Origin of the sequence: Halomonas sp. KM-1, from assembly GCF_000246875.1 — a bacterium.
Classification (GTDB): Bacteria; Pseudomonadota; Gammaproteobacteria; order Pseudomonadales; family Halomonadaceae; genus Halomonas; species Halomonas aerodenitrificans.
Map to the genome: position 1 here is coordinate 20,903 of NZ_BAEU01000149.1, position 19,317 is coordinate 40,219.

General features: G+C 64.8%; 15 protein-coding genes. 10 read left to right on the forward strand and 5 right to left on the reverse strand.

Going from position 1 to position 19,317, the window contains the following annotated elements; all coding sequences use genetic code 11:
• Nucleotides 1–96: 96 nt before the first annotated feature.
• Entirely contained in the window at nt 97–996 is a 900-nt protein-coding gene (locus tag B8115_RS19020; protein ID WP_010629437.1) for a LysR family transcriptional regulator, read from the reverse strand.
• 99 nt (nt 997–1,095) lie between these two features.
• Between B8115_RS19020 and B8115_RS19025 the strand changes: the two genes are divergently transcribed.
• From B8115_RS19025 to B8115_RS19040, 4 genes are all read left to right on the forward strand, one after another.
• The gene (locus B8115_RS19025; protein ID WP_010629438.1) at nt 1,096–1,944 is read left to right on the forward strand and encodes a pirin family protein; all 849 of its coding nucleotides are present in this window, start codon (nt 1,096–1,098) and stop codon (nt 1,942–1,944) included.
• A gap of 231 nt (nt 1,945–2,175) precedes the next feature.
• A complete protein-coding gene (locus B8115_RS19030; RefSeq protein WP_010629439.1) occupies nt 2,176–3,930 on the forward strand; it encodes a peptidoglycan DD-metalloendopeptidase family protein in 1,755 nt (584 codons plus the stop codon).
• A 95-nt stretch (nt 3,931–4,025) separates the two neighbouring features.
• Nucleotides 4,026–5,885, forward strand: a complete 1,860-nt coding sequence (locus B8115_RS19035) for an ABC transporter ATP-binding protein (protein ID WP_010629440.1) — start codon at nt 4,026–4,028, stop codon at nt 5,883–5,885.
• 313 nt (nt 5,886–6,198) lie between these two features.
• Nucleotides 6,199–6,465 carry a DUF1127 domain-containing protein gene (locus B8115_RS19040; protein WP_010629441.1) on the forward strand — a complete coding sequence of 89 codons (267 nt, stop codon included), beginning with the start codon at nt 6,199–6,201 and terminating at the stop codon, nt 6,463–6,465.
• Between the two features lie 50 nt (nt 6,466–6,515).
• Here B8115_RS19040 and B8115_RS19045 read toward each other — a convergent pair whose 3' ends face one another.
• Entirely contained in the window at nt 6,516–8,159 is a 1,644-nt protein-coding gene (locus B8115_RS19045) for a murein L,D-transpeptidase (RefSeq protein ID WP_141638664.1), read from the reverse strand.
• A gap of 170 nt (nt 8,160–8,329) precedes the next feature.
• On the opposite strand from B8115_RS19045, the gene B8115_RS19050 reads away from it, so the two are divergent.
• From B8115_RS19050 to B8115_RS19075, 6 genes are all read left to right on the forward strand, one after another.
• Nucleotides 8,330–9,055 (forward strand): murein L,D-transpeptidase catalytic domain family protein, encoded by a 726-nt coding sequence (locus tag B8115_RS19050; protein WP_010629443.1) that lies wholly within the window; start codon nt 8,330–8,332, stop codon nt 9,053–9,055.
• A 363-nt stretch (nt 9,056–9,418) separates the two neighbouring features.
• Entirely contained in the window at nt 9,419–10,771 is a 1,353-nt protein-coding gene (locus B8115_RS19055; protein WP_010629444.1) for a NarK family nitrate/nitrite MFS transporter, read from the forward strand.
• Nucleotides 10,772–10,863: 92 nt separating this feature from the next.
• Nucleotides 10,864–12,156, forward strand: coding sequence for a nitrate regulatory protein (locus tag B8115_RS19060; RefSeq protein WP_010629445.1), 1,293 nt, complete (start codon nt 10,864–10,866; stop codon nt 12,154–12,156).
• 315 nt (nt 12,157–12,471) lie between these two features.
• On the forward strand, nt 12,472–13,776 hold the full coding sequence (locus B8115_RS19065; protein WP_010629446.1) for a CmpA/NrtA family ABC transporter substrate-binding protein: 1,305 nt from the start codon (nt 12,472–12,474) through the stop codon (nt 13,774–13,776).
• 25 nt (nt 13,777–13,801) lie between these two features.
• Nucleotides 13,802–14,656: a nitrate ABC transporter permease gene (gene ntrB / locus B8115_RS19070; protein WP_010629447.1), complete on the forward strand. Its 855-nt coding sequence runs from the start codon at nt 13,802–13,804 to the stop codon at nt 14,654–14,656.
• 11 nt (nt 14,657–14,667) lie between these two features.
• Nucleotides 14,668–15,558: a nitrate ABC transporter ATP-binding protein gene (locus B8115_RS19075; RefSeq protein ID WP_010629448.1), complete on the forward strand. Its 891-nt coding sequence runs from the start codon at nt 14,668–14,670 to the stop codon at nt 15,556–15,558.
• 63 nt (nt 15,559–15,621) lie between these two features.
• Here B8115_RS19075 and B8115_RS19080 read toward each other — a convergent pair whose 3' ends face one another.
• From B8115_RS19080 to B8115_RS19090, 3 genes are read right to left on the reverse strand one after another with little or no spacing between them, the layout of a single operon-like run.
• Nucleotides 15,622–15,990 (reverse strand): hypothetical protein, encoded by a 369-nt coding sequence (locus tag B8115_RS19080; protein ID WP_010629449.1) that lies wholly within the window; start codon nt 15,988–15,990, stop codon nt 15,622–15,624.
• Nucleotides 15,977–17,395, reverse strand: a complete 1,419-nt coding sequence (locus B8115_RS19085; protein WP_010629450.1) for an acyclic terpene utilization AtuA family protein — start codon at nt 17,393–17,395, stop codon at nt 15,977–15,979. Before B8115_RS19085 ends, B8115_RS19080 begins: the two co-directional genes overlap by 14 nt.
• The gene (locus B8115_RS19090; protein ID WP_010629451.1) at nt 17,392–19,305 is read right to left on the reverse strand and encodes a TRAP transporter fused permease subunit; all 1,914 of its coding nucleotides are present in this window, start codon (nt 19,303–19,305) and stop codon (nt 17,392–17,394) included. Before B8115_RS19090 ends, B8115_RS19085 begins: the two co-directional genes overlap by 4 nt.
• Between the last annotated feature and the right edge of the window lie 12 nt (nt 19,306–19,317).

Consider the following 19,317-nt stretch of genomic DNA (forward strand, 5'->3'; position numbering starts at 1 on the left):
GTTCTCCGGCAAACAGAATTTGCTAGTCAGAGTAAACCGTTCGGCCTCTCGCTCAAGCGCAGTTTTTCCGTTTCATGCAATGAAAATTCCGAACGGTCACACTCGACCCGTACATTCACTCGCCACGGCTTCCTTGAGCGCACGCGCCATGGCACGGGTGGCGGGGCCGGCCCGGTCCCGGTCGCGGAAGATCATCTGCATGGGCACCTCGCGGACCCCACCGGCCGCAAGCGGCAGCGGTCGCAGCACGCCGCTCTCCAAGTCAGTGTGGATGCGGGTCTCGGGCAGCCAGGCAAAGCCCAGGCCACGCCGTACCATGTCGATGGAGGTTTCGAGATGGCTCACCGTCCAGCGCTGCTCGGCCTTGAGCCAACCGGCATCCATCGACTGGCGCAGCGCCGAGTCGCGCACCACCAGTTGGCGATGCCGCTGCAGATCGCGCAGATCGAGCTGCCGCTCGAGCCCATGCAGTTCATGCTCGTGATGCGCCACCGCAACGAAACGCACGGTGACCAGCGGCTCGCCAAGAAACCCCTGAGCCGCCAGACCCGATATGGCGATATCGGCGCGGCCGTCGTAGAGCATCTCTATGCCGCCGTTGAGCACCGTTTCGTGGAGCTGCACGCGCACATAGGGGTAAGCGGCGGAAAAGCGACTCAACGCCACCGCCAGCGCGGCGTTGGGAAATATCTGGTCGATTGACAGCACCACTTCCGCCTCGAGGCCTTCGGAGAGCCGGCCGGCTACGTCCTCCAGCGCCTCGGCACTCTCGATCAGTTGACGCGCCCGGCGCAGCAGCAGCTCTCCCGCATCGGTCAGCCGTACCTGCCGCCCAACGGGTTCCAGCACTTTGACGCCAAGCTGCTGCTCCAGCTTGTGTACGGCATGATTGAGCGTGGAGGGACTTTTGTGGACCGCCTCGGCGGCGCGAGCGAAGCCGCCGTGATCGACGACTGCCGCGAGCATCTGCCACTGGGCCAGGGTAACGCGAGACATATTCGACTTCCTCGAATGAAAAGTGCGAAACGTTGCGATTAATCTTCGAAAAAAACGGCCTAAAATACCAGTCATATCCATCATTGGAGACTGCAAGTCATGGCCACCAGCCCCAGCATCCGGCGCATCGAGCGCCTGTTTCACAGCCACCCCAGCCAGGATGGCGACGGCGTTCATATCCAGCGTATCCACTGCTTCGACGGCGAGCTCGACCCCTTCCTGATGCTCGACGAGCTCGGCTCCGACCGTCCTGACGACTACATCGGCGGCTTCCCGCCGCATCCGCACCGCGGCATCCAGACGCTGACCTACATTGTGCATGGCGGCATCACCCACGAGGACCACCTGGGGCACAGCAGCACCATCCAGGCCGGCGACGCCCAGTGGATGCACACCGGGCGCGGCATCGTGCACTCGGAAATGCCGCTCACCGACAGCCAGGGGCTGCATGGCTTCCAGATGTGGTTGAACCTGCCCGCCCGGGAAAAGATGAGTGCGGCGCGCTATCGCGACGTGCGCAGCGACGAGATGCCGCGCCTTAAGAAAGAGAAGGCAGAGCTGATTGCTCTCGGTGGCAATTGGTCGACACAGCAAGGCGAGAGCGTGTCGGGACCTCTGGACGCCCTGGCGGGCAGTGGCGGCGTGGCCCATGCCCGCTTCGAGGCCGATGGGGAGCTCACACTCACGGCGCCGAGCGAGACACTGGCCGTCTACGTCTTCGAAGGCACTCTGCAGATCGAGGGGGAGAATGTGGCCGCCGGTCAGCTGGCCAGGCTAAGCCCCGGCGATTCGGTGGCCCTTTCCAGCCAGCCTGGCGCCCAGTGCCTGCTGCTGGCGGGCACACCTCACCGCGAACCGATCGCTCATTACGGTCCGTTCGTGATGAACAGCATGCACGAGATCGAGCAGGCCCTGCGCGACTACCGCAACGGCACCTTCACTGACTAAACAGGCGGTTCAGTAAAAGTTACCGAAAAGGGGTTGTCTTCCCTCTTTTCTTCACGTTCAATGAACATTGTTGAACAGTGTTCGACAACACTTGACGGCCCGGGGTCTCGACAGTGAGGCGCCGGGGCGCACATTGCTGTATGCACGTACAGTCTAGGCAGGCCATATATCATGGGTTAAGGTTCCCATGCCTTTTTATATTCTTGTCATCTTTTTTTATGGCCGATACCAATGTTGCGAATCCTTCATTCGCTGCCCCGCACGCATAAGTTGCTGCTGCTACCTGTTGCCACCATGGTGACTGTGCTGGGCGCACAAAAGATCGTTACCGTCGTAGAGAATACCCAGCGTCAGGGTCAGGTTCCCGAAACCGTGCTGTTCCCCCTGTCGCCCGAGGCTCAACCAGGCCTCCCCGCACTCAACAGTGACCGCTATTCCGTCGCCGATGCCATCGAGATCGCCACTCAGGCCATCGATGCCACCCGAGACTACATTCCGCTCTCCCAGCTCAAGCCGACCGAGATCATCGACCTCTCCGGGGTCGCTATGGCTCAGGCAGAACAGGCGACACCGCCCACCCCCGTCAGAGCCGCTGCCGAGCTCGATACCGCCACCATGCCCGATGACGGCGGTATCGAACTGACAACGGAGCTCGACCCCGGGGCGCTGCACATGGCGATGGTGATCGGCACCCTGGCCAACGGCATGCTCGACGACATCCATACCGATGACGAAGCACTGGCCGCGGCGGATGCCACCTCCTTCGACGATGCCACCTCCTACGAAGATTATCCTGACGAAGAGCTGGCGCTGTTCGTGGACGGCCCGATCCTCTTCGATCATGAGGTTGCTGCTGCCGAGCCCTTCGTGCCGGAATGGCGCACCTATACCGTAGAGCAGGGCGATACCTTCGCCGTGCTGGCACAGAATGAACTGGGCATGGGCTACAGCGAGGCCATGCGCCTGCTCGACAGCCTCCCGGACAAGCGCCTGCTGACCCATTGGCGGGTCGGCAACACCTTCGAATATCAGCTCGACGAGCACGACCAACTGCTGGCATTGCGCGTGATGCGCAATGCCCGTGAAGGTTTCCTGCTCGAGCGCGACGAAGACGGTTTCGACGTCGCCACCATCGAACGTGCCGGCGAGGCCACGCAGCGTCTGTTCGCCGGCAGCGTGAGCGGCAGCTTTGCCCGTTCCGCTCAGTCCACCGGTCTCTCCAGTACCGAAGTGGCCCAGGTCACACGGCTGCTGGAGAAGAAGCTCGACTTCCGCCGCGACACCCGCCGCGGCGATGAATTCAAGGTGCTGGTCGAATCCGACATCATCGATGGCAGCAGCTTCGACTCCCGCGTACTGGCGATTCAGTACACCGGGGCGCGCATGGACCTGACCCTGGTGCGCAACAGCGACGACAACAACTTCTACACCCCGGATGGCCAGAGCCTCGACCCCGCTTTCGCCCGCTACCCCTTCGAGGGCAGCTATCGCATGAGCTCAGGGTTCAATCCGCGCCGTACCCATCCGGTCACCGGCCGGGTCAGCCCGCACCGCGGCACCGACTGGGCCATGCCCATCGGCACGCCGATCATCGCCCCGGCCGACGGCCGCGTGGAAAAGGTGGGCAACCACCCGGTGGCAGGTCGCTATCTGGTGGTCCGTCACGACAACGGTTACCGCACGCGCTACCTCCACCTTTCTCGCGCCATCGTGAGCCGCGGCGACCGTGTCACCATGGGAGAGCGCATCGCACTGTCGGGTAATACCGGCCGCAGCACTGGCCCGCACCTGCATTATGAGGTGCATGTCAACAACACGGCTGTCGATGCCATGAAGGTCGATCTGCCCGAAAGCAAGAGTCTGGAAGGCCAACGCCTGATGGCCTTCCAGCGCCAGGCCGAGCCGCTGCTCGCCACGCTGCGCTCCGGTCAGACCGGGCCGGCAGTGGCACAGGCCAGCGCCAGCGCAGAGAGCGACGACGATTGATCCGATATCATCGCCGATGCACGTCAAACGACGCCCTGCCCCAGTGCAGGGCGTCGTTTGTTGAGCACCACTCCCTGGTCGTCTCCAGCTAACCCATGCGCCGCGCCATCCCAGCCCCGCCGCCAGCCAGTGGCAATCGCCTGACCGCCTTCTTCGGCGTGTTCCGCTACAGCCGCCGCGCGCTGGCACTGGTATGGCAAACCTCCCGACCCCTCACCCTTGGGCTGGCGGTCTGCACTCTGGTCGCCGGCGTGCTGCCGGCGGTGGCGGCCTGGATCGGCCAACTGATCGTCGATGCCGTGGTCGAGGCCATGGCTTATCATCGCGAGACCGGCGCCTCCCTCACCTTCGAGAGCGCCTGGCCGGTGCTGCGCTACGTGCTGGCGGAAGCCGGAGTCATTGCCGCCATCGCCCTGGCCCAGCGCGGCCTGTCGGCACAGCAGTCGCTGCTGCGGGCGCTGCTGGGTCAGAAGGTCAACGTCATGATCCTGGAGAAGGCGGGCACCCTGTCGCTTGCCCAGTTCGAGGACTCCGAGTTCTACGACAAGCTCACCCGGGCGCGCCGTGAGGCTTCGATCCGTCCGCTGGGGCTGGTCAACAAGACCTTTTCGCTGCTGCAGAATGCCATCTCGCTGGTCAGCTTCGGCGTGCTGCTGGTGCAGTTCTCGCCCTGGGCCATCCTGATCCTGGTGATCGGCGCCCTGCCGGTATTCGTCTCCGAGGCCAAGTTCTCCGGCGACGCCTTCCGTCTATTCCGCTGGCGCTCCCCTCAGACCCGCATGCAGATGTACCTGGAGACCGTGCTGGCCCGGGAGGACAGCATCAAGGAGGTCAAGCTGTTCGGGCTGGAGCCGCTGCTGCTGCAGCGCTATCGCCGGATCTTCGAGACACTCTACGGCGAAGACCGCCGCCTGACCATCCGCCGCGAGAGCTGGGGTTTTCTGCTCGGTCTGCTCGGCACACTGGCCTTCTACGGCGCCTATGCCTGGGTGGTGGCGGAAACGATCTCGGGCGCGCTGACCCTGGGCGAGATGACCATGTACCTGATGGTGTTCAAGCAGGGCCAGGCGGCGCTGTCGGCCAGCCTCACCTCGATCAGCGGCATGTACGAGGACAACCTCTACCTGTCGAATCTCTACGAGTACCTGGAGCAGCCGGTGACCTCCGAGCCCGGCCGCCTCACCCAGGGTGCCCACCCCGGCGACGGCATTCGCTTCGAGCGGGTGGGCTTCACCTACCCTGGCGCCGAGCGGCCGGCGCTGCAGGACATCACGCTGCACCTCGCGCCAGGGCAAAGCCTGGCGCTGGTGGGCGCCAACGGCTCGGGCAAGACCACGCTGATCAAGCTGCTCACACGTCTCTACGAGCCCAGCCAAGGGCGCATACTGCTCGACGGCAGCGAGCTGCACGAATGGGACGTGGCGACCCTGCGCCGGCGCATCGGCGTGATCTTCCAGGACTTCGTGCGTTACCAGCTCAAGGTGGGTGAGAACCTCGGCGCCGGCGACGTCGAAGCCTTCGGTGACGAAGCGCGCTGGCAGGAGGCGGCCGAACGCGGCCTGGCCGACGAGTTCATCCGCAACATGCCCGGCGGCTATCACACCCAGCTCGGCCGCTGGTTCAAAGGGGGCCAGGAGCTCTCCGGCGGCCAGTGGCAGAAGATCGCCCTGGCCCGGGCCTACATGCGGGAAAGCGCCGACATCCTGGTGCTCGACGAACCCACCGCGGCCATGGACGCCGCCGCCGAAGCGGCCGTCTATGCCGACTTCCGCGAGCACCGCCGCGACAAGATGACCATCCTCATCTCGCACCGCTTCTCCACCGTGCGCGCCGCCGATCAGATCCTCGTGATCGACGATGGCAAGGTCATCGAGCGCGGCAACCATGAAAGCCTGATGGGTCAGAACGGCCGCTATGCCAGGCTGTTCCGGCTGCAGGCGGAAGGCTACCGTTAGATCATTCGTTGACGCTTGTTGAGCGATTGGCTATAAGAAAAGAGTCGCATTGAAGATGCGGCACCATCCATCGTTCATTACCCATCGAGAAACGTCCCTCATGCGCTGGCTACTTCCAGGCAACAAGGCAAATCGGCAACATCGCGTATCCATTAACGCGATGCGTACCCGTTTGCTGCTGCCGTGGGCCGGCCGTCGAAACGACGACACCTGAAGGACGCTGGCCGCGGCACTTGTCGCGGCCAAGCCTGGATAGCATTTTTCCCGTCTACCGCGCACAAGTTCCCGGCCTCCACTCAAGGAGACCGAGATCATGGCACTACTTCGCACTACCCGTCGTCTGCTGCGCGCCGTGGGCGCCCACTACGCCAATCGCCGCCGCGATGCTTCGCTGCGCGACTGCGATCCCCGCATGCTCAAGGACATCGGCCTGCGCTGGGAACGCGGCAAGCTGGTACCGCTCCACCCGGAGCGTATCGCCACCGGCAAGAGTGAAGTCGTAGCGACTTCCGGCGCTGCCTCCGCTGCAAGCGAAAGCCCCCGCACGGTCTGTCCCCGCTGCGGGGCAAGCCTGGCTTAGCCATGCCCCGGCCACAGGACGTGGCCGGGGCTTTTTTCACGCCCGCTGGCTCACAGCTCCAGCGGGCGATCCAGTTCGCGCAGCAGCTCGTCGTCACGCTCGTAGATATCGGGACGGAACGAGAGCGCACCGTCATCGTCAGGGTTGACGGTCCAGTAGTGCAGGATGACCGGCATGCGGTTGGCGAGCGAGACGTTGCGGGTTTCTCCGCTGTCGATGCGCGCGTCGATGTCCTGATCGCTGTCGGTATCGTCGAACAGCAGTTGGGCCAGTCCACGAATGTTCTCGACGCGAATGCAGCCAGAGCTGAAGGCGCGCTGATAGCGCGAAAAATTTCCCTGTGCCGGCGTATCGTGGAGATAGACCATGTGGTCGTTAGGAAAGCGGATGGCGAGCTGCCCCAGTGCATTCTGCGGCCCCGGCGCCTGGCGCAGCACGATGTTGCCGGGATTGTCCCAGTCGACCCGCCAGGGGTCGAGCGGCTGCCCGGAAGGACTCAGTACCTGGATGCGCTCACGCCATAGATATCCCAGGTCGCGGCGCACCGCCGGCAGCACGTCCTGGCGCAGAATGGTGGGTGGAATCGTCCAGGTGGGATTGACGGTCATGTGGGTGATCTCGGAGCGCAGCGACGGCGTACGCCGATAGGGCTGCCCCACCACGATACGCGAGCGCCAGACCTCACCGTCGGGACGAAAGTAGCTGAGCTCGTAGCCGGCGATGTCGACCAGCACATAGGCCTCGGGCAGGCCGTGCAGCAACCAGCGGGCACGCTCCATGTTGAGGCGAATCTGATCGATGCGCCGCTCGACGGGAACGTTGAGCGCTGCAAGCGTCTGACGTCCGACGATGCCGTCGGGCTCCAGCAGGTGCCGCCGCTGGAAACGGCGCACTGCCGCTTCCAGGTCGCTGTCGAAACGCCGCGGATCGGCGCCCTCCCGAGCCTCCCCGGAAGCGGCGCCGTTGTCTTCATCCCCGTCGTCGGTCGCCCCATTTTCGAGCACACCGGCCACGGCCAGACGTTCACGCAGAAGCTCCACGTCGTCGTCGTCGTCTCCCACACGCAGCGCACTATCGCGTTCCGGCAGCCGCTCCCAGCCGCCCTGCCGTTCGATGTCGCGATAGCGAGCCAGTCCTTCACGCAAGCGCTGGTAAGGCGTGTAGGGCGGTCGCGCCTCCACCAGCATGCGGTCGAATTGCTGCTGGTCGATGGCATCCGATATCGCGGCAAGATCCAGGTCGGGCGCCTCCACCGGCACCTCCCAATCCGCGCTCAGCGATTTGGGGTCGACCTTGCCCCGCTGCAGATGCTCGAGCGCCGTGAACAACATGCGGCTGGCAAATAGCTCGTAGTGGATTTGCCGTTCGCTATCCGCGTCCTCGTCGCGCACGCTGCGGTATTCCGCCTCGATATCGTCGGGACGGTAGTCCTCGGGGGTCAAGCCATCCTCATCGAGGGCACGCAGCGTTGAAACGAGCCCGGCTATCGTTTCCTCATCCCGCCAGGCCGGTCGATGGTCGCGCTGGGCATAGAACGCCTGCAGCAACTCGCTTTCATCGGCCAGCGCGGGCGATAGGCTCGGCCTGTCATCCGCATCGTCAACGCTCGCCTGGCGCGCCCGCTCCTCCGCCGAGGCTCCCGGCATGGCGACAAGCAGCATCACCAGTACTCCCATCCATGTAATAAAGCGCATCGATCCCCCCTGCTCCGTTGATGGCTGGTCTGGCCTTCCTGGCCTCTCTCTTCATAATAGTGCCTGGCTAGTGGCTGCAAGCCAGCCGGGCCCGTGCATCTTCACTTTTCTTTACGTTTACCCTGTATGCGGCGCTGCCGCTGCGGTGTTGCAACGCCATAGGCATGCCAATGCGCTTTTTACCGACGCTACGACTTCCGCTCTCGACCCTGGCCGCCTCCCTGCTGGTCACCCTGCCCACCGCCCATGCCGGTAACTTCCTGAGCCAGGCAGGGCTTTCGTATCCTTCTCCCGCACCGCTCAGTCGGACCCTGGCCAACCTGGCTCCCGACGCCAACCCGGTGGTGCTTAAGCTGGCCGCCAAAGCCGTGGCCTGCGCCGAGCCCGATGCCAGGCGCCTGGCCGTCATCGACTTCTCCCGCCCCTCCACCGAACCGCGCCTGTGGGTCTTCGACCTGGCCCAGCAGCGCCTGATGTTCGAGGAGCTGGTTTCCCATGGCCGCGGCTCGGGCGATGCCGAGGCCACGGTGTTCTCCAACACTCCCGAGAGCTACCAGTCGAGCCTCGGCCTGTTTCGCACCATGAACAGCTACTACGGACGCAACGGCTACTCTCTGCGCCTGGAAGGGCTGGAGCCAGGCGTCAACGACCTTGCCTATCAGCGTGCCATCGTGATCCACGGCGCCGACTACGTCAGCGAGGCGTTCATCCGCCAGACCGGCCGGCTGGGGCGCAGTCACGGCTGCCCGGCGGTACGCCAGGAAGTGACCTATCCGCTGATCGACAGCATCAAGGAAGATCATTACCTGTTCGCCTACTTCCCCGATCCCGAATGGCTGGAAAATTCCGCCTTCCTCAGCTGCGAGCGTGACGCCACCCAACTGGCCATGTACTGATCCACGGTTAAGACCTGCTGAACCCTGAAGACCTGCTGAACCGATCTCGCCGCCCTCCCCCCTAGCACCAGCAGGGGGCATTATCGTGCGGCACTGCACCATTCTTGCCACCCTGTGACCACTCTCCCACCTCTCTCTTGTCATTCTCTTCCAGGGTCATACGGACTCCGATCCACCCATCAAACCATAACCCGATGTTTTAAATGAACAACGTGAAGATGTGGCAAACGGATTGCTTGATATGAATCAAATTGCCGGGTAGGCGTGGACCAGGCTTCCAAGGGAAGTACGAGTGCGTCAGACCTGACCTTCAACGGAGAAGGGCGAACTCATGTATCGACAATCCGTACGAGGTCATAGCCCATGGAAATTCTCAACAAGGCGAACCGCATTCGTCTCTTGAGCCTGCGCACGCCACAGATGCGTGCCTTCCACTTCTCCTGGTTCGCCTTTCACATCTGCTTCTTCGGCTGGTTCGGCATCGCCCCGCTGATGGCGGTGGTACGCGAAGACCTTAACCTGACCCAGACCCAGATCGGCAACACCATCATCGCCTCGGTCTTGATCACCGTGATCGTGAGGCTGCTGATCGGCGTGCTGTGCGATCGTATCGGGCCGCGCAAGACCTACACCGGCCTGCTGGTGCTGGGCTCCATTCCGGTGATGAGCATCGGCTTCGCCAACAGCTTCGAGACCTTCCTGCTGGCGCGCCTGGCCATCGGCGCCATCGGCGCCTCGTTCGTCATCACCCAGTACCACACCACCATGATGTTCGCGCCCAACGTGGTGGGCACGGCAAACGCTACCAGCGCCGGCTGGGGCAACCTGGGGGGCGGCACCACCCAGATCGTCATGCCGCTGATCTTCTCCGGACTGCTGATGCTGGGCGTCAGCGAGACGCTGGGCTGGCGTCTGGCCATGGTGGTACCGGGCGTGGTGATGTTCGTCACCGGTATCGGCTACTGGCTGTTCACCCAGGACGCCCCCAACGGCAACTTCGACGAGCTGCGCGCACGCGGCGAGCTGCCCCCCGCCACCGGTGAGAACAGTGCCGGCAAGAGCTTCATGTCCGCCGCCAAGGACATCCGCGTGTGGGCGCTGTTCGTGGTCTATGCCATCTGCTTCGGCGTCGAGCTGACCATCAACAACATCGCCGCCATCTACTTCTTCGATCACTTCGACCTGACGCTGGCCACCGCCGGTATGATCGCCGGGCTGTTCGGACTGATGAACGTCTTCGCCCGCACCCTGGGCGGAGTGTTCTCCGACCTGTTCGCCCGCAACGGCGGCCTCAAGGGGCGCGTGCGCTGGTTGTTCATCGCCCTGATCTGCGAGGGCATCGCCCTGGTGGCCTTCTCGCAGATGCACGTGCTCTCTTATGCCATCGGCATCATGCTGGTGTTCAGCCTGTTCGTGCAGATGGCCGAAGGCGCCACCTACGGCGTGGTGCCCTTCATCAACAAGAAGGCCCTGGGTGCGGTGGCCGGCATCGTCGGGGCCGGTGGCAACGTCGGCGCCGTGGCTGCCGCCTTCCTCTTCCGCAGCGAAGCCATCACCTATCAGCAGGGCCTGTTCTACCTCGGCCTGATCGTGCTGGTACTGGCCTCCTGCGCTCTGCTGGTGCGCTTCAGCGACGAAACGGAAGCCGAGGAAGCCGAAGCCTATCGCCAGGCCGTGGGCGAGGATACCGGCGCCGGCGCGCTGTCGCTGCGCTGATCGCAAGCACAGCGGCACCCGCTGCCGCAACGCTTGCCCAATCTGGCCGCCGCCCTCGGGGCGGCGGCCATTGCGTATGAACGAGGTGAGCCATGACACCCGCCGAACGCCTGCTGCTGGCAGCCAAGCGCTGCGAAATCGACGATCTCGAACACCTTACCGCCGCCTGCGACATCGTCGGCGACGTCAGTCGTTTCATCCACGCGCTGCAAAAGGAACGCGGCGCTTCGAACGTCTATCTGGCCTCCGACGGACAGCGCTTCGCCGAGCATCGTCAGGAGCGCATAGAGGAGTGCCTGGCCACCGAGCGCGCCCTGCGCTCCCGCCTGGAGGCGCTGGGCGAGACCGCCGGTCGCCCCGCCACCACTGCTAGGCTGCTCAAGCGGGTTGCCTTCGTCTGGCACGCTCTCGAAGGCCTGGACGCGCTGCGCCGCGACATCGCCGCACTCGGCACCGGCCCCGATGCGGCAACCCAATCGTACAATCAGCTCATCAGCGCCCTGCTCTCGGTGGTGTTCGAAGCCGCCGATACCGCCGGCGACCCCGACATCACCCTGGCGCTGGTCGCCGTTTTTCATCTGATGCAGGGCAAGGAGCTGGCCGGCCAGGAGCGTGCCTGCGGTGCCGCCGGCTTCACCTCCGGCACCTTCGACGATGCGCATCGTCAGCTGCTGCTGCACCTGATCGACGCCCAGCAGCGCTGCTTCGACACCTGTCTCGAATTCACCAGCGAGGCGGTACGCGAACAGTGGCAGCTGGAGATGCCCGGCCGCACCCTGGCCGGCATTCAGCAGCTGCGGGAGATGGCCTGCGGCGATATGGCGCTGCCGGAGAGCGCCAACACCCTGGGCGAGACCTGGTACGAACTGACCACTTGGCGGATCGATGCCATGCAGCGGGTCGAGACCTTCATGATCGGCGAGCTGACCAGCCTTTGCCTGACGCGAACCCTGGATGCGCGGCGCAGCCTGACCCACCGGGATGAGCTGACCCGGCAGTTGAACGATGGCTTGCCGAGCGTGTGTCAGCAACTGGTGGAACTGCTCGATGGCAGCGCCAGCCAGGAGCTGGGCGAGGTGACCGCCCGGGTAGTGGGCTCCTCGCTCAATCGCTCGCTGGTGGAGCTGATGCGCGCCCAGGCCGGGCGCCTGCAGGCCTTGAGCGACGAGCTGGAGGACACGCGCCGGGCGCTGCGTGAGCGCAAGCTGATCGAACGCGCCAAGGGCCTGATCATGTCCCACCAGAAGATGAGCGAGGAACAGGCCTACGCCTTCCTGCGCAAGATGGCCATGGACCAGAGCAAGAGCATGGCCGAGATCGCGCAAACCGTATTGGGGCTGGCCGACATCCTTCAGCCAACGGCGGAAACCGGAATCGAGCACTGAAAATGGCACAGGCGGCAATGGTGCATCGCACAACCCGAGCGCACCTTCGCGGCGCCTGCGAGCCGGACACGGCCCTTGATAGGTATCACAAACAAAATATCAACGAATTGTTTTAAAAGAAATAAATCGATAACAAGGCGCAATGGCATCCAAGCTGCAAAGTCTAACCGTCCGCTGAGTCAACGACGGTTCAGCGCTTCCATGCAGCACCAGGACCAGACAACGGCGTCTGCCCAGGTTCCCGTGACATCGTCATGCGAATCGGGGCAGGCGCCGTTTTATTTGGCCAGACACTTCTTATTGGGAGCCATACCCATGAACAAGACCAACAAGGGCAACCCCGTACTCGACCGCCGCCGTTTTCTGCAGCAGACCGCTGGCGTCGTGGGCGGTACCGCTCTGCTCAGCAGCCTGCCGTTGAGCTGGGCCGTGGCCAGCGGACGGCCTGAAACCACTTCGGCCAAGCTCGGCTTCATCGCCCTGACCGATGCCGCACCGCTGTTCGTGGCAGTGGAAAAGGGCTTCTTCGCTGCCCACGGCATGACCGACGTCGAGGTACTCAAGCAGTCCTCCTGGGGCACCACCCGCGACAACCTGGTGCTGGGCTCCCAGCGCAACGGCATCGACGGCGCCCATATCCTCACCCCGATGCCCTATCTGATGAGCGCCGGCGCTATCACCCCCAACAACCGGCCGGTGCCGATGAGCGTCCTGGCGCGCCTCAACCTCAACGGCCAGTGCATCTCGGTCGGGCGCGACTATGCCGATCTCGAAGTGCAACTCGACACACGAGAGTTCGGCCAGGCACTCGCCGAAAAGCGCGCCGGCGGCGACGAAGCGAGTGCTGCCATGACCTTCCCCGGTGGCACCCACGACATGTGGATCCGCTACTGGATGGCGGCCGGCGGCATCGATCCCAACCGCGATGTCTCGACGATTACCATTCCCCCCGCCCAGATGGTGGCCAATATGCGCGTCGGCAGCATGGACACCTTCTGCGTCTGCGAGCCGTGGAACCACCAGTTGATCAATCAAGGCATCGGCTACACCGCCAATACCACCGGCGAGATCTGGAACGATCACCCCGAAAAAGCCTTCGCCCTGAGAAGCGATTACGTCGAGGCCAACCCCAACGCTGCCATGGCGCTGCTGAAGGCGATCATGGAGGCGCAGATGTGGTGCGAGGACCCGGCCAACCACGAGGAGATGGCCCAGATCTGCTCGCGCCGTCGCTGGATCCATGCCCCCTATGCCGATCTGATCGACCGCATCCAAGGCAACTTCGACTACGGCACCGGCCGCGTGATCGAAGACCATCCACAGATGATGCGCTACTGGAAAAACCAGGCCTCTTATCCCTTCAAGAGCCATGACCTGTGGTTCCTCACCGAGAACAAGCGCTGGGGCTACCTGCCCCAGGACTTCGACAGCCAGGCGCTGATCGAGCAGGTCAACCGTGAGGACCTGTGGCGCGAGGCAGCTGCCGCCCTCGGTATCGACTCCGCCGACATTCCCGATTCCACCTCCCGCGGTGTGGAGACCTTCTTCGACGGCAAGACCTTCGACCCAGAAGATCCCCAGGCCTATCTCGACAGCCTCGAGATCAAGCGCCTCGCCTGATCTCGCACGAGAAGGAGATATCGTCATGAGTAGCATGCAACGCAGCAATACCCTGGCCAAGGCGGTCTCGTTCCGTTGGGCTCCCGACTTCGCCGCCATTCAGCAAGTGCTGGTTCAGCGGGTGCTGCCACCAGTGGTGATCATCGCCCTGCTCGGCATTCTGTGGGAGCTGCTCTGCTCCTCCCCCGGTGCCGTGCTGCCGCCTCCCTCCCAGGTGCTGCGCGATACCTGGGAGCTGATCGTCAATCCGTTCTACAACCACGGCGGCAACGACGTGGGCATGGCCTGGCAGATACTGGCCAGCCTCGAGCGGGTGGCCTACGGCTACTCCCTGGCCGTAGTGGCAGGTATCGCCCTTGGCGTGCTGGTGGGGCAATCGACCTGGGCCATGCGCGGCCTCGACCCGGTGTTCCAGGTGCTGCGCACCGTGCCGCCGCTGGCCTGGCTGCCGATCTCGCTGGCCGGCTTCCAGGACAGCACTCCCTCGGCGATCTTCGTGATCTTCATCACCGCCATCTGGCCGATCATCATCAACACCTCGGTGGGCATTCGTAACATCCCCGAGGACTACCGCAACGTGGCCCGGGTGCTGCGCCTCAACGGCATGGAGTATTTCACCCGCATCATGCTGCCCGCCGCCGCGCCCTACATCTTCTCGGGACTGCGCATCGGCGTCGGCCTGTCATGGCTGGCCATCGTCGCCGCCGAGATGTTGATCGGCGGCGTGGGTATCGGCTTCTTCATCTGGGACGCCTGGAACGCCTCGATGATCAGCGACATCATCCTGGCACTGGTCTACGTCGGCATCGTCGGCTTCGTCCTCGATCGCATGGTCGCCTTCATCGGCAATCGGGTGACCCGCGGCACCGCCCAAGGCTGAGGAGCAAGAACATGAGCAACCGCTATCTGAGTATCGAAAACGTCGACATGACCTTCCATGCCAAGGGCGTGGAGAGCCAAGTGCTCAAGGGCATCGATCTGACCGTGGACCGCGGCGAGTACATCTCCATCATCGGACACTCCGGCTGCGGCAAGTCGACCCTGCTCAACATCGTCGCCGGGCTCACCGAATCCACTTCCGGCGCGGTGATCCTCGACGGCAAGGAGGTCAACTCACCGGGGCCCGACCGCAGCGTGGTGTTCCAGAACCACTCGCTGCTGCCCTGGCTCACCGTCTACGAGAACGTGGCCCTGGCGGTGAACAAGACCTGTGCACGCACCAAGAACAAGGCCGAGCGCCACGAGTGGATCATCAAGAACCTGGAGATGGTCGGCATGGGGCATGCGCTGGACAAGCGCCCGGCGGAGATCTCCGGCGGCATGAAGCAGCGCGTGGGCATCGCCCGAGCGCTGGCCATGGAGCCCAAGGTGCTGCTGCTCGACGAGCCCTTCGGTGCGCTCGACGCCCTGACCCGCGCCCACCTGCAGGAGGAAGTGATGCGCATCCAGGACGAGCTGGGCAACACCGTGATCATGATCACCCACGACGTCGACGAGGCGGTGCTGCTCTCGGATCGTATCGTGATGCTGACCAACGGCCCTTCGGCGCGCATCGGCGAGATTCTCGACATCGAGCTGCCACGCCCCCGCGACCGTATCGCCCTGGCCGACGATCCGCGCTACAACCACTACCGCCAGGAGGTGCTGCGCTTTCTCTACGAGAAGCAGCGCAAGGTGGAGAGCCTGGCCCAGCGGCGCGGTGCCGTCGGCGAGAAGGAGAAAGGCGAGAAGCAGAAAGACGAAAAGGAGAAAGCCAAGGAGAAGGCCAGAGCCAAGGCGTGAGCCTCGCCCTGCCCCAACGCCAACGGGCCACCCAAGGGTGGCCCGTTGGCGTTGGAGCCGACCTTAAAGATCGTCCGCGAGCGTCACGCTCATGCCCAGCAGCAGATAGGAGAGCGTCTTGCCGTGTCCGTCCAGGTTGAGGGCGCCGTTGACCCCGCCCTGCAGCACGTCGTCGATCACCAGGTTCATGCCGGCCAGGCCCGGCATCAGGTAGCGGCGCACCCGGCTGGCACCGCGATGGGCGAACAGCGCCAGCACCCGCTCTTCGGTGACCTGTTCCACTAGGGTGTCGTAGTGACTTGACTCATAGGCAAACAGCGCCAGGTTGAGCCGGTCGCCCTTGTCGCCAGCGCGGGCATGGGCAAGGCGGTGAAGGGCTACCGCATGCCCCGCCCGGGGGCTTGCGGCCGAGTTCACGTCAGCGTGCGCCATGGGCGACCCTCCTCTCGTTGGCCATCTTCGTCTCGAAAAGAGTGGTATCGAACAAGGTGGCAAAGGCTTCCACGTCGCTGCGTTGCACCAGGTAGGAGGCGGTGCATACGCGCCGCTGAAACTGCCGGCGCACCCCGCCCCCGCCGGCCGGGCCAGCACAGTACAGTGCCAGCAGCTCCTGGGTCGCTCGCTCCACCCAGCGCCGCTCGGCATGCTCGGCGGCCAGCCGCAGTCGATAGTCACCGCCAGCGGCTGCCGGCACGCTGCGCTGCAGATCACCGGCATCGCTGTCGAACACACTGGCATGGCCGACGATGTCCAGCCGCGTGCGCAGCTCCGGCGGCGCGCGGAAGGTAAGTCGCTCGCGCAACACCTCGGCGGCCAGCTGCGCCCGGGCCAGCGCGTTGGGGCCGGCGTAGGAGATCTCCGCCTCGCCCTGCCAGCCGCCCTCGTAGCAGACGGTGGTCTTGAGCCGCTGCGGCGCCGGCTTGCCGCGAATTCCGCGCACCGCCACCCGGTCGGGGCCGATCTGCTCTACCCGCACGGCGGAAAGATCCACCACCACGTCGGGGGTCAGGTAGTTGGCCGGGTCGTGCACCTCGTAGAGCAGCTGTTCCTTGACCGTGCGTTCGGTGACGGTGCCGCCCGTGCCGGCGGGCTTGGTCACCACCAGGCTGCCGTCTTCCTCCACCTCGATGATCGGATAGCCGACCTGGGCCAGGCCCGGCACCTCCTTGCAGCCGGGGTCGGCGAAATAGCCCCCCGTGACCTGCGCGCCGCACTCGCCCAGATGGCCGGCCATCATGCCCGCAGCCAGGCGGTCCCAGTCGTTCCAGGCCCAGCCGAAGTGGTGCACCAGCGGCGCCAGGAACAGCGCCGGATCGGCCACCCGACCGCTGACCACTACCTCGGCGCCAAGCTCCAGCGCCTCGACCAGCGGTGCCGCACCGAGATAGACGTTGGCCGAGATCAGCGCCTCTTCGCCGGGCAGCTCGCGGCTCTCCGCCTCCCAGCGCTCGAGATCGACTTCGCCCAGCCGTGCGCGGATATCGTCGCCGTGCACCCGGCCGATTCTCGCCCCGCCCCGCTCGCTGCGGGCGGCCAGTTCGGCTACCACGCCGCAGGCGCCGTCCGGGTTGGCCGCACCGAAGTTGCCGAGAATGGCGATGCCGTGCTGCAGGCAGTCGTCGAGCACCGGAGTGAGCAGCTCTTCCAGCAATGGCTCGTAGCCCGCCGTCGGGTCGTCGCGCAGGGCGCGGTGAGCCGCGGCGAGGGTACGTTCGCCCAGGGTCTCGAAGATCAGCGCGGCGGGCTGGCCGCGGCGGATCAGCTCTCTCACCACGGGAATGGCGGCATCGGTACGGTCGCCGGAAAAGCCGGCGCCACTGCCCAACAGAAAGGTCATGAGTGGGTCTCCTTGGCCGTCATGCCATGTGCACCTGGGGCCTTAGCAGCGACCGGAGCCGCTGCCAGACGCTGACGCCGCCGGGCGTAGAGCGCCACCAGCAGCAGCAATGCGCCGCTGGTAGTCAGCCAGCCGGGAATGAGTGCCAGGCCCACCACCAGCCCCAAGCCCGCGACATCGAGCAGCCGGCTGCCGGTAACGGCGACCCGCGACATCAGCGTGGCGAAGGCGAGCACGAACACCACGCCCTGGGAGCTGGCCAGCAGAATGTCGATGGCGCTGCCGAAGCCGGCCAGGGCGGGATAGATCAGCAGCAGGAACGGGATCACGTAGATCGCCGCCGCCAGGCGCACCGCCTCTACCGCCGCCGGCAGCCAGTTGGTCCCAGCGATGCCCGCCGCGACGAATACCGCCACGCACACCGGCGGCGTGATAACCGACAGGGTGGCGAAGTAGAACACGAACAGGTGGGCGATCAGCGGTTCGACGCCGATGCTGGTGAGCGCTGGCGCGAGCACCGAGGCCACCAGCACGTAGGCCGCCGTGGTGGGAATGCCCATGCCCAGGATCAGACACACCCCGCCGACGATGAAGGCCACCAGGAACAGCGACTGCCCGCCCACGTTGACGATCAGGCTGGCCAGGGTCACGCCGATGCCGGTCATGCCGATCATCGCCACCAGCATCTGCGCGCCGGCCAGCAGCACGCCGATGATCACCATACCCTTGCCGGCATCGATCAGCCCCGAAAGCAGCTTGCCGGCGATCTCGCGCAGCGGAGTGCGCGCCAGCAGAGCGAAGGGCACGAAGGTCAGTATCGTCATCAGAATGCCGTAGAAGGCCGACATCTGGATCGAGCGTCCGGAAAGCACGCCGTAGAAGAGCCCGCCCAGCGCCGCCAGGATGGGAATGATCCGCTCCGGGCGCAGCACCTCGGGCCAGGTGGGTAGCTCCTCGTCGGGCACCACCTGCAGGTTGCGCCGCCGCGCCACCAGATGAATGGTCAGGAACACACCGAGATAGAACAGGATGGCCGGCAGCAGCGCCGCCAGGGCGATGCGCAGGTAACTCTCGCCGAGGATCTCGGCCATGATGAAGGCCGCCGCACCGAGGATCGGCGGTGCGATCTGACCACCGGTGGAGGCCACCGCCTCCACCCCCGAAGCGAAGGGCGCCGGGTACTTGAGGCGCTTCATCATCGGAATGGTGAAGTTGCCGGTGGTGGCTACGTTGGCTACCGCACTGCCGCTGACCATGCCGAATAGCCCCGAGGCCACGGTGGCCACCTTGGCCGCACCTCCCGGCGAGCGCCCACTGATACGCAGCGCCAGGTCCATGAAGGTCTGGCCGCCGCCGGTGTGCAACAGCAGGCAGCCGAACAGCACGAAGGCGGCGATGGTAGTGGCGGCCACGCCCACCAGCATGCCCCACACACCGAGATCGCCGAGATAGAGCGTCTCGGTGATGTAGTAGAGATCGAAGCCGCGATGCCCCAGCGGTCCGGGAATCGCCGCGCCGAGCCAGGCGTAGGCCAGCCCCGCCAACACCAGCAGCGGAAAGATAACGCCGATGGCACGCCGCGACAGCTCCAGCACCGCCACCACCAGCACGGCGGTGAATAGCATGTCCCGCGGCGTGGCCCAGGGCAGCTCGACGAGAATGCGTTCGTAGTTCATCACCACGTAGCCGCAGGCCAGCACCACGCCGGCTGCCAGCCCCAGGTCGCAGGCCAGCCCCAGCGGGCGCCAGCGCTTGCCCGCGCCCAGCGGATAGAGCGTCAGCCCCAGCAGGATCACCAGCGCAAGAAAGATGCCCCGCTGTACCATGCTCTCGAAGGGGCCGGTCGCCGAGGTGTAGAGGATCAGCCCGCCCAGCAAGAGGGCCAGCAGCTTGGTCAGGTTCTCGCGCATGGCAATCGTCTC

Coding starts and splice junctions, on each gene's coding strand:
- B8115_RS19020 (WP_010629437.1), bottom strand. CDS start 996: ATGTCTCGCGTTACCCTGGCCCAGTGGCAGATGCTCGCGGCAGTCGTC.
- B8115_RS19025 (WP_010629438.1), top strand. CDS start 1,096: ATGGCCACCAGCCCCAGCATCCGGCGCATCGAGCGCCTGTTTCACAGC.
- B8115_RS19030 (WP_010629439.1), top strand. CDS start 2,176: ATGTTGCGAATCCTTCATTCGCTGCCCCGCACGCATAAGTTGCTGCTG.
- B8115_RS19035 (WP_010629440.1), top strand. CDS start 4,026: ATGCGCCGCGCCATCCCAGCCCCGCCGCCAGCCAGTGGCAATCGCCTG.
- B8115_RS19040 (WP_010629441.1), top strand. CDS start 6,199: ATGGCACTACTTCGCACTACCCGTCGTCTGCTGCGCGCCGTGGGCGCC.
- B8115_RS19045 (WP_141638664.1), bottom strand. CDS start 8,159: ATGCGCTTTATTACATGGATGGGAGTACTGGTGATGCTGCTTGTCGCC.
- B8115_RS19050 (WP_010629443.1), top strand. CDS start 8,330: ATGCGCTTTTTACCGACGCTACGACTTCCGCTCTCGACCCTGGCCGCC.
- B8115_RS19055 (WP_010629444.1), top strand. CDS start 9,419: ATGGAAATTCTCAACAAGGCGAACCGCATTCGTCTCTTGAGCCTGCGC.
- B8115_RS19060 (WP_010629445.1), top strand. CDS start 10,864: ATGACACCCGCCGAACGCCTGCTGCTGGCAGCCAAGCGCTGCGAAATC.
- B8115_RS19065 (WP_010629446.1), top strand. CDS start 12,472: ATGAACAAGACCAACAAGGGCAACCCCGTACTCGACCGCCGCCGTTTT.
- ntrB (WP_010629447.1), top strand. CDS start 13,802: ATGAGTAGCATGCAACGCAGCAATACCCTGGCCAAGGCGGTCTCGTTC.
- B8115_RS19075 (WP_010629448.1), top strand. CDS start 14,668: ATGAGCAACCGCTATCTGAGTATCGAAAACGTCGACATGACCTTCCAT.
- B8115_RS19080 (WP_010629449.1), bottom strand. CDS start 15,990: ATGGCGCACGCTGACGTGAACTCGGCCGCAAGCCCCCGGGCGGGGCAT.
- B8115_RS19085 (WP_010629450.1), bottom strand. CDS start 17,395: ATGACCTTTCTGTTGGGCAGTGGCGCCGGCTTTTCCGGCGACCGTACC.
- B8115_RS19090 (WP_010629451.1), bottom strand. CDS start 19,305: ATGCGCGAGAACCTGACCAAGCTGCTGGCCCTCTTGCTGGGCGGGCTG.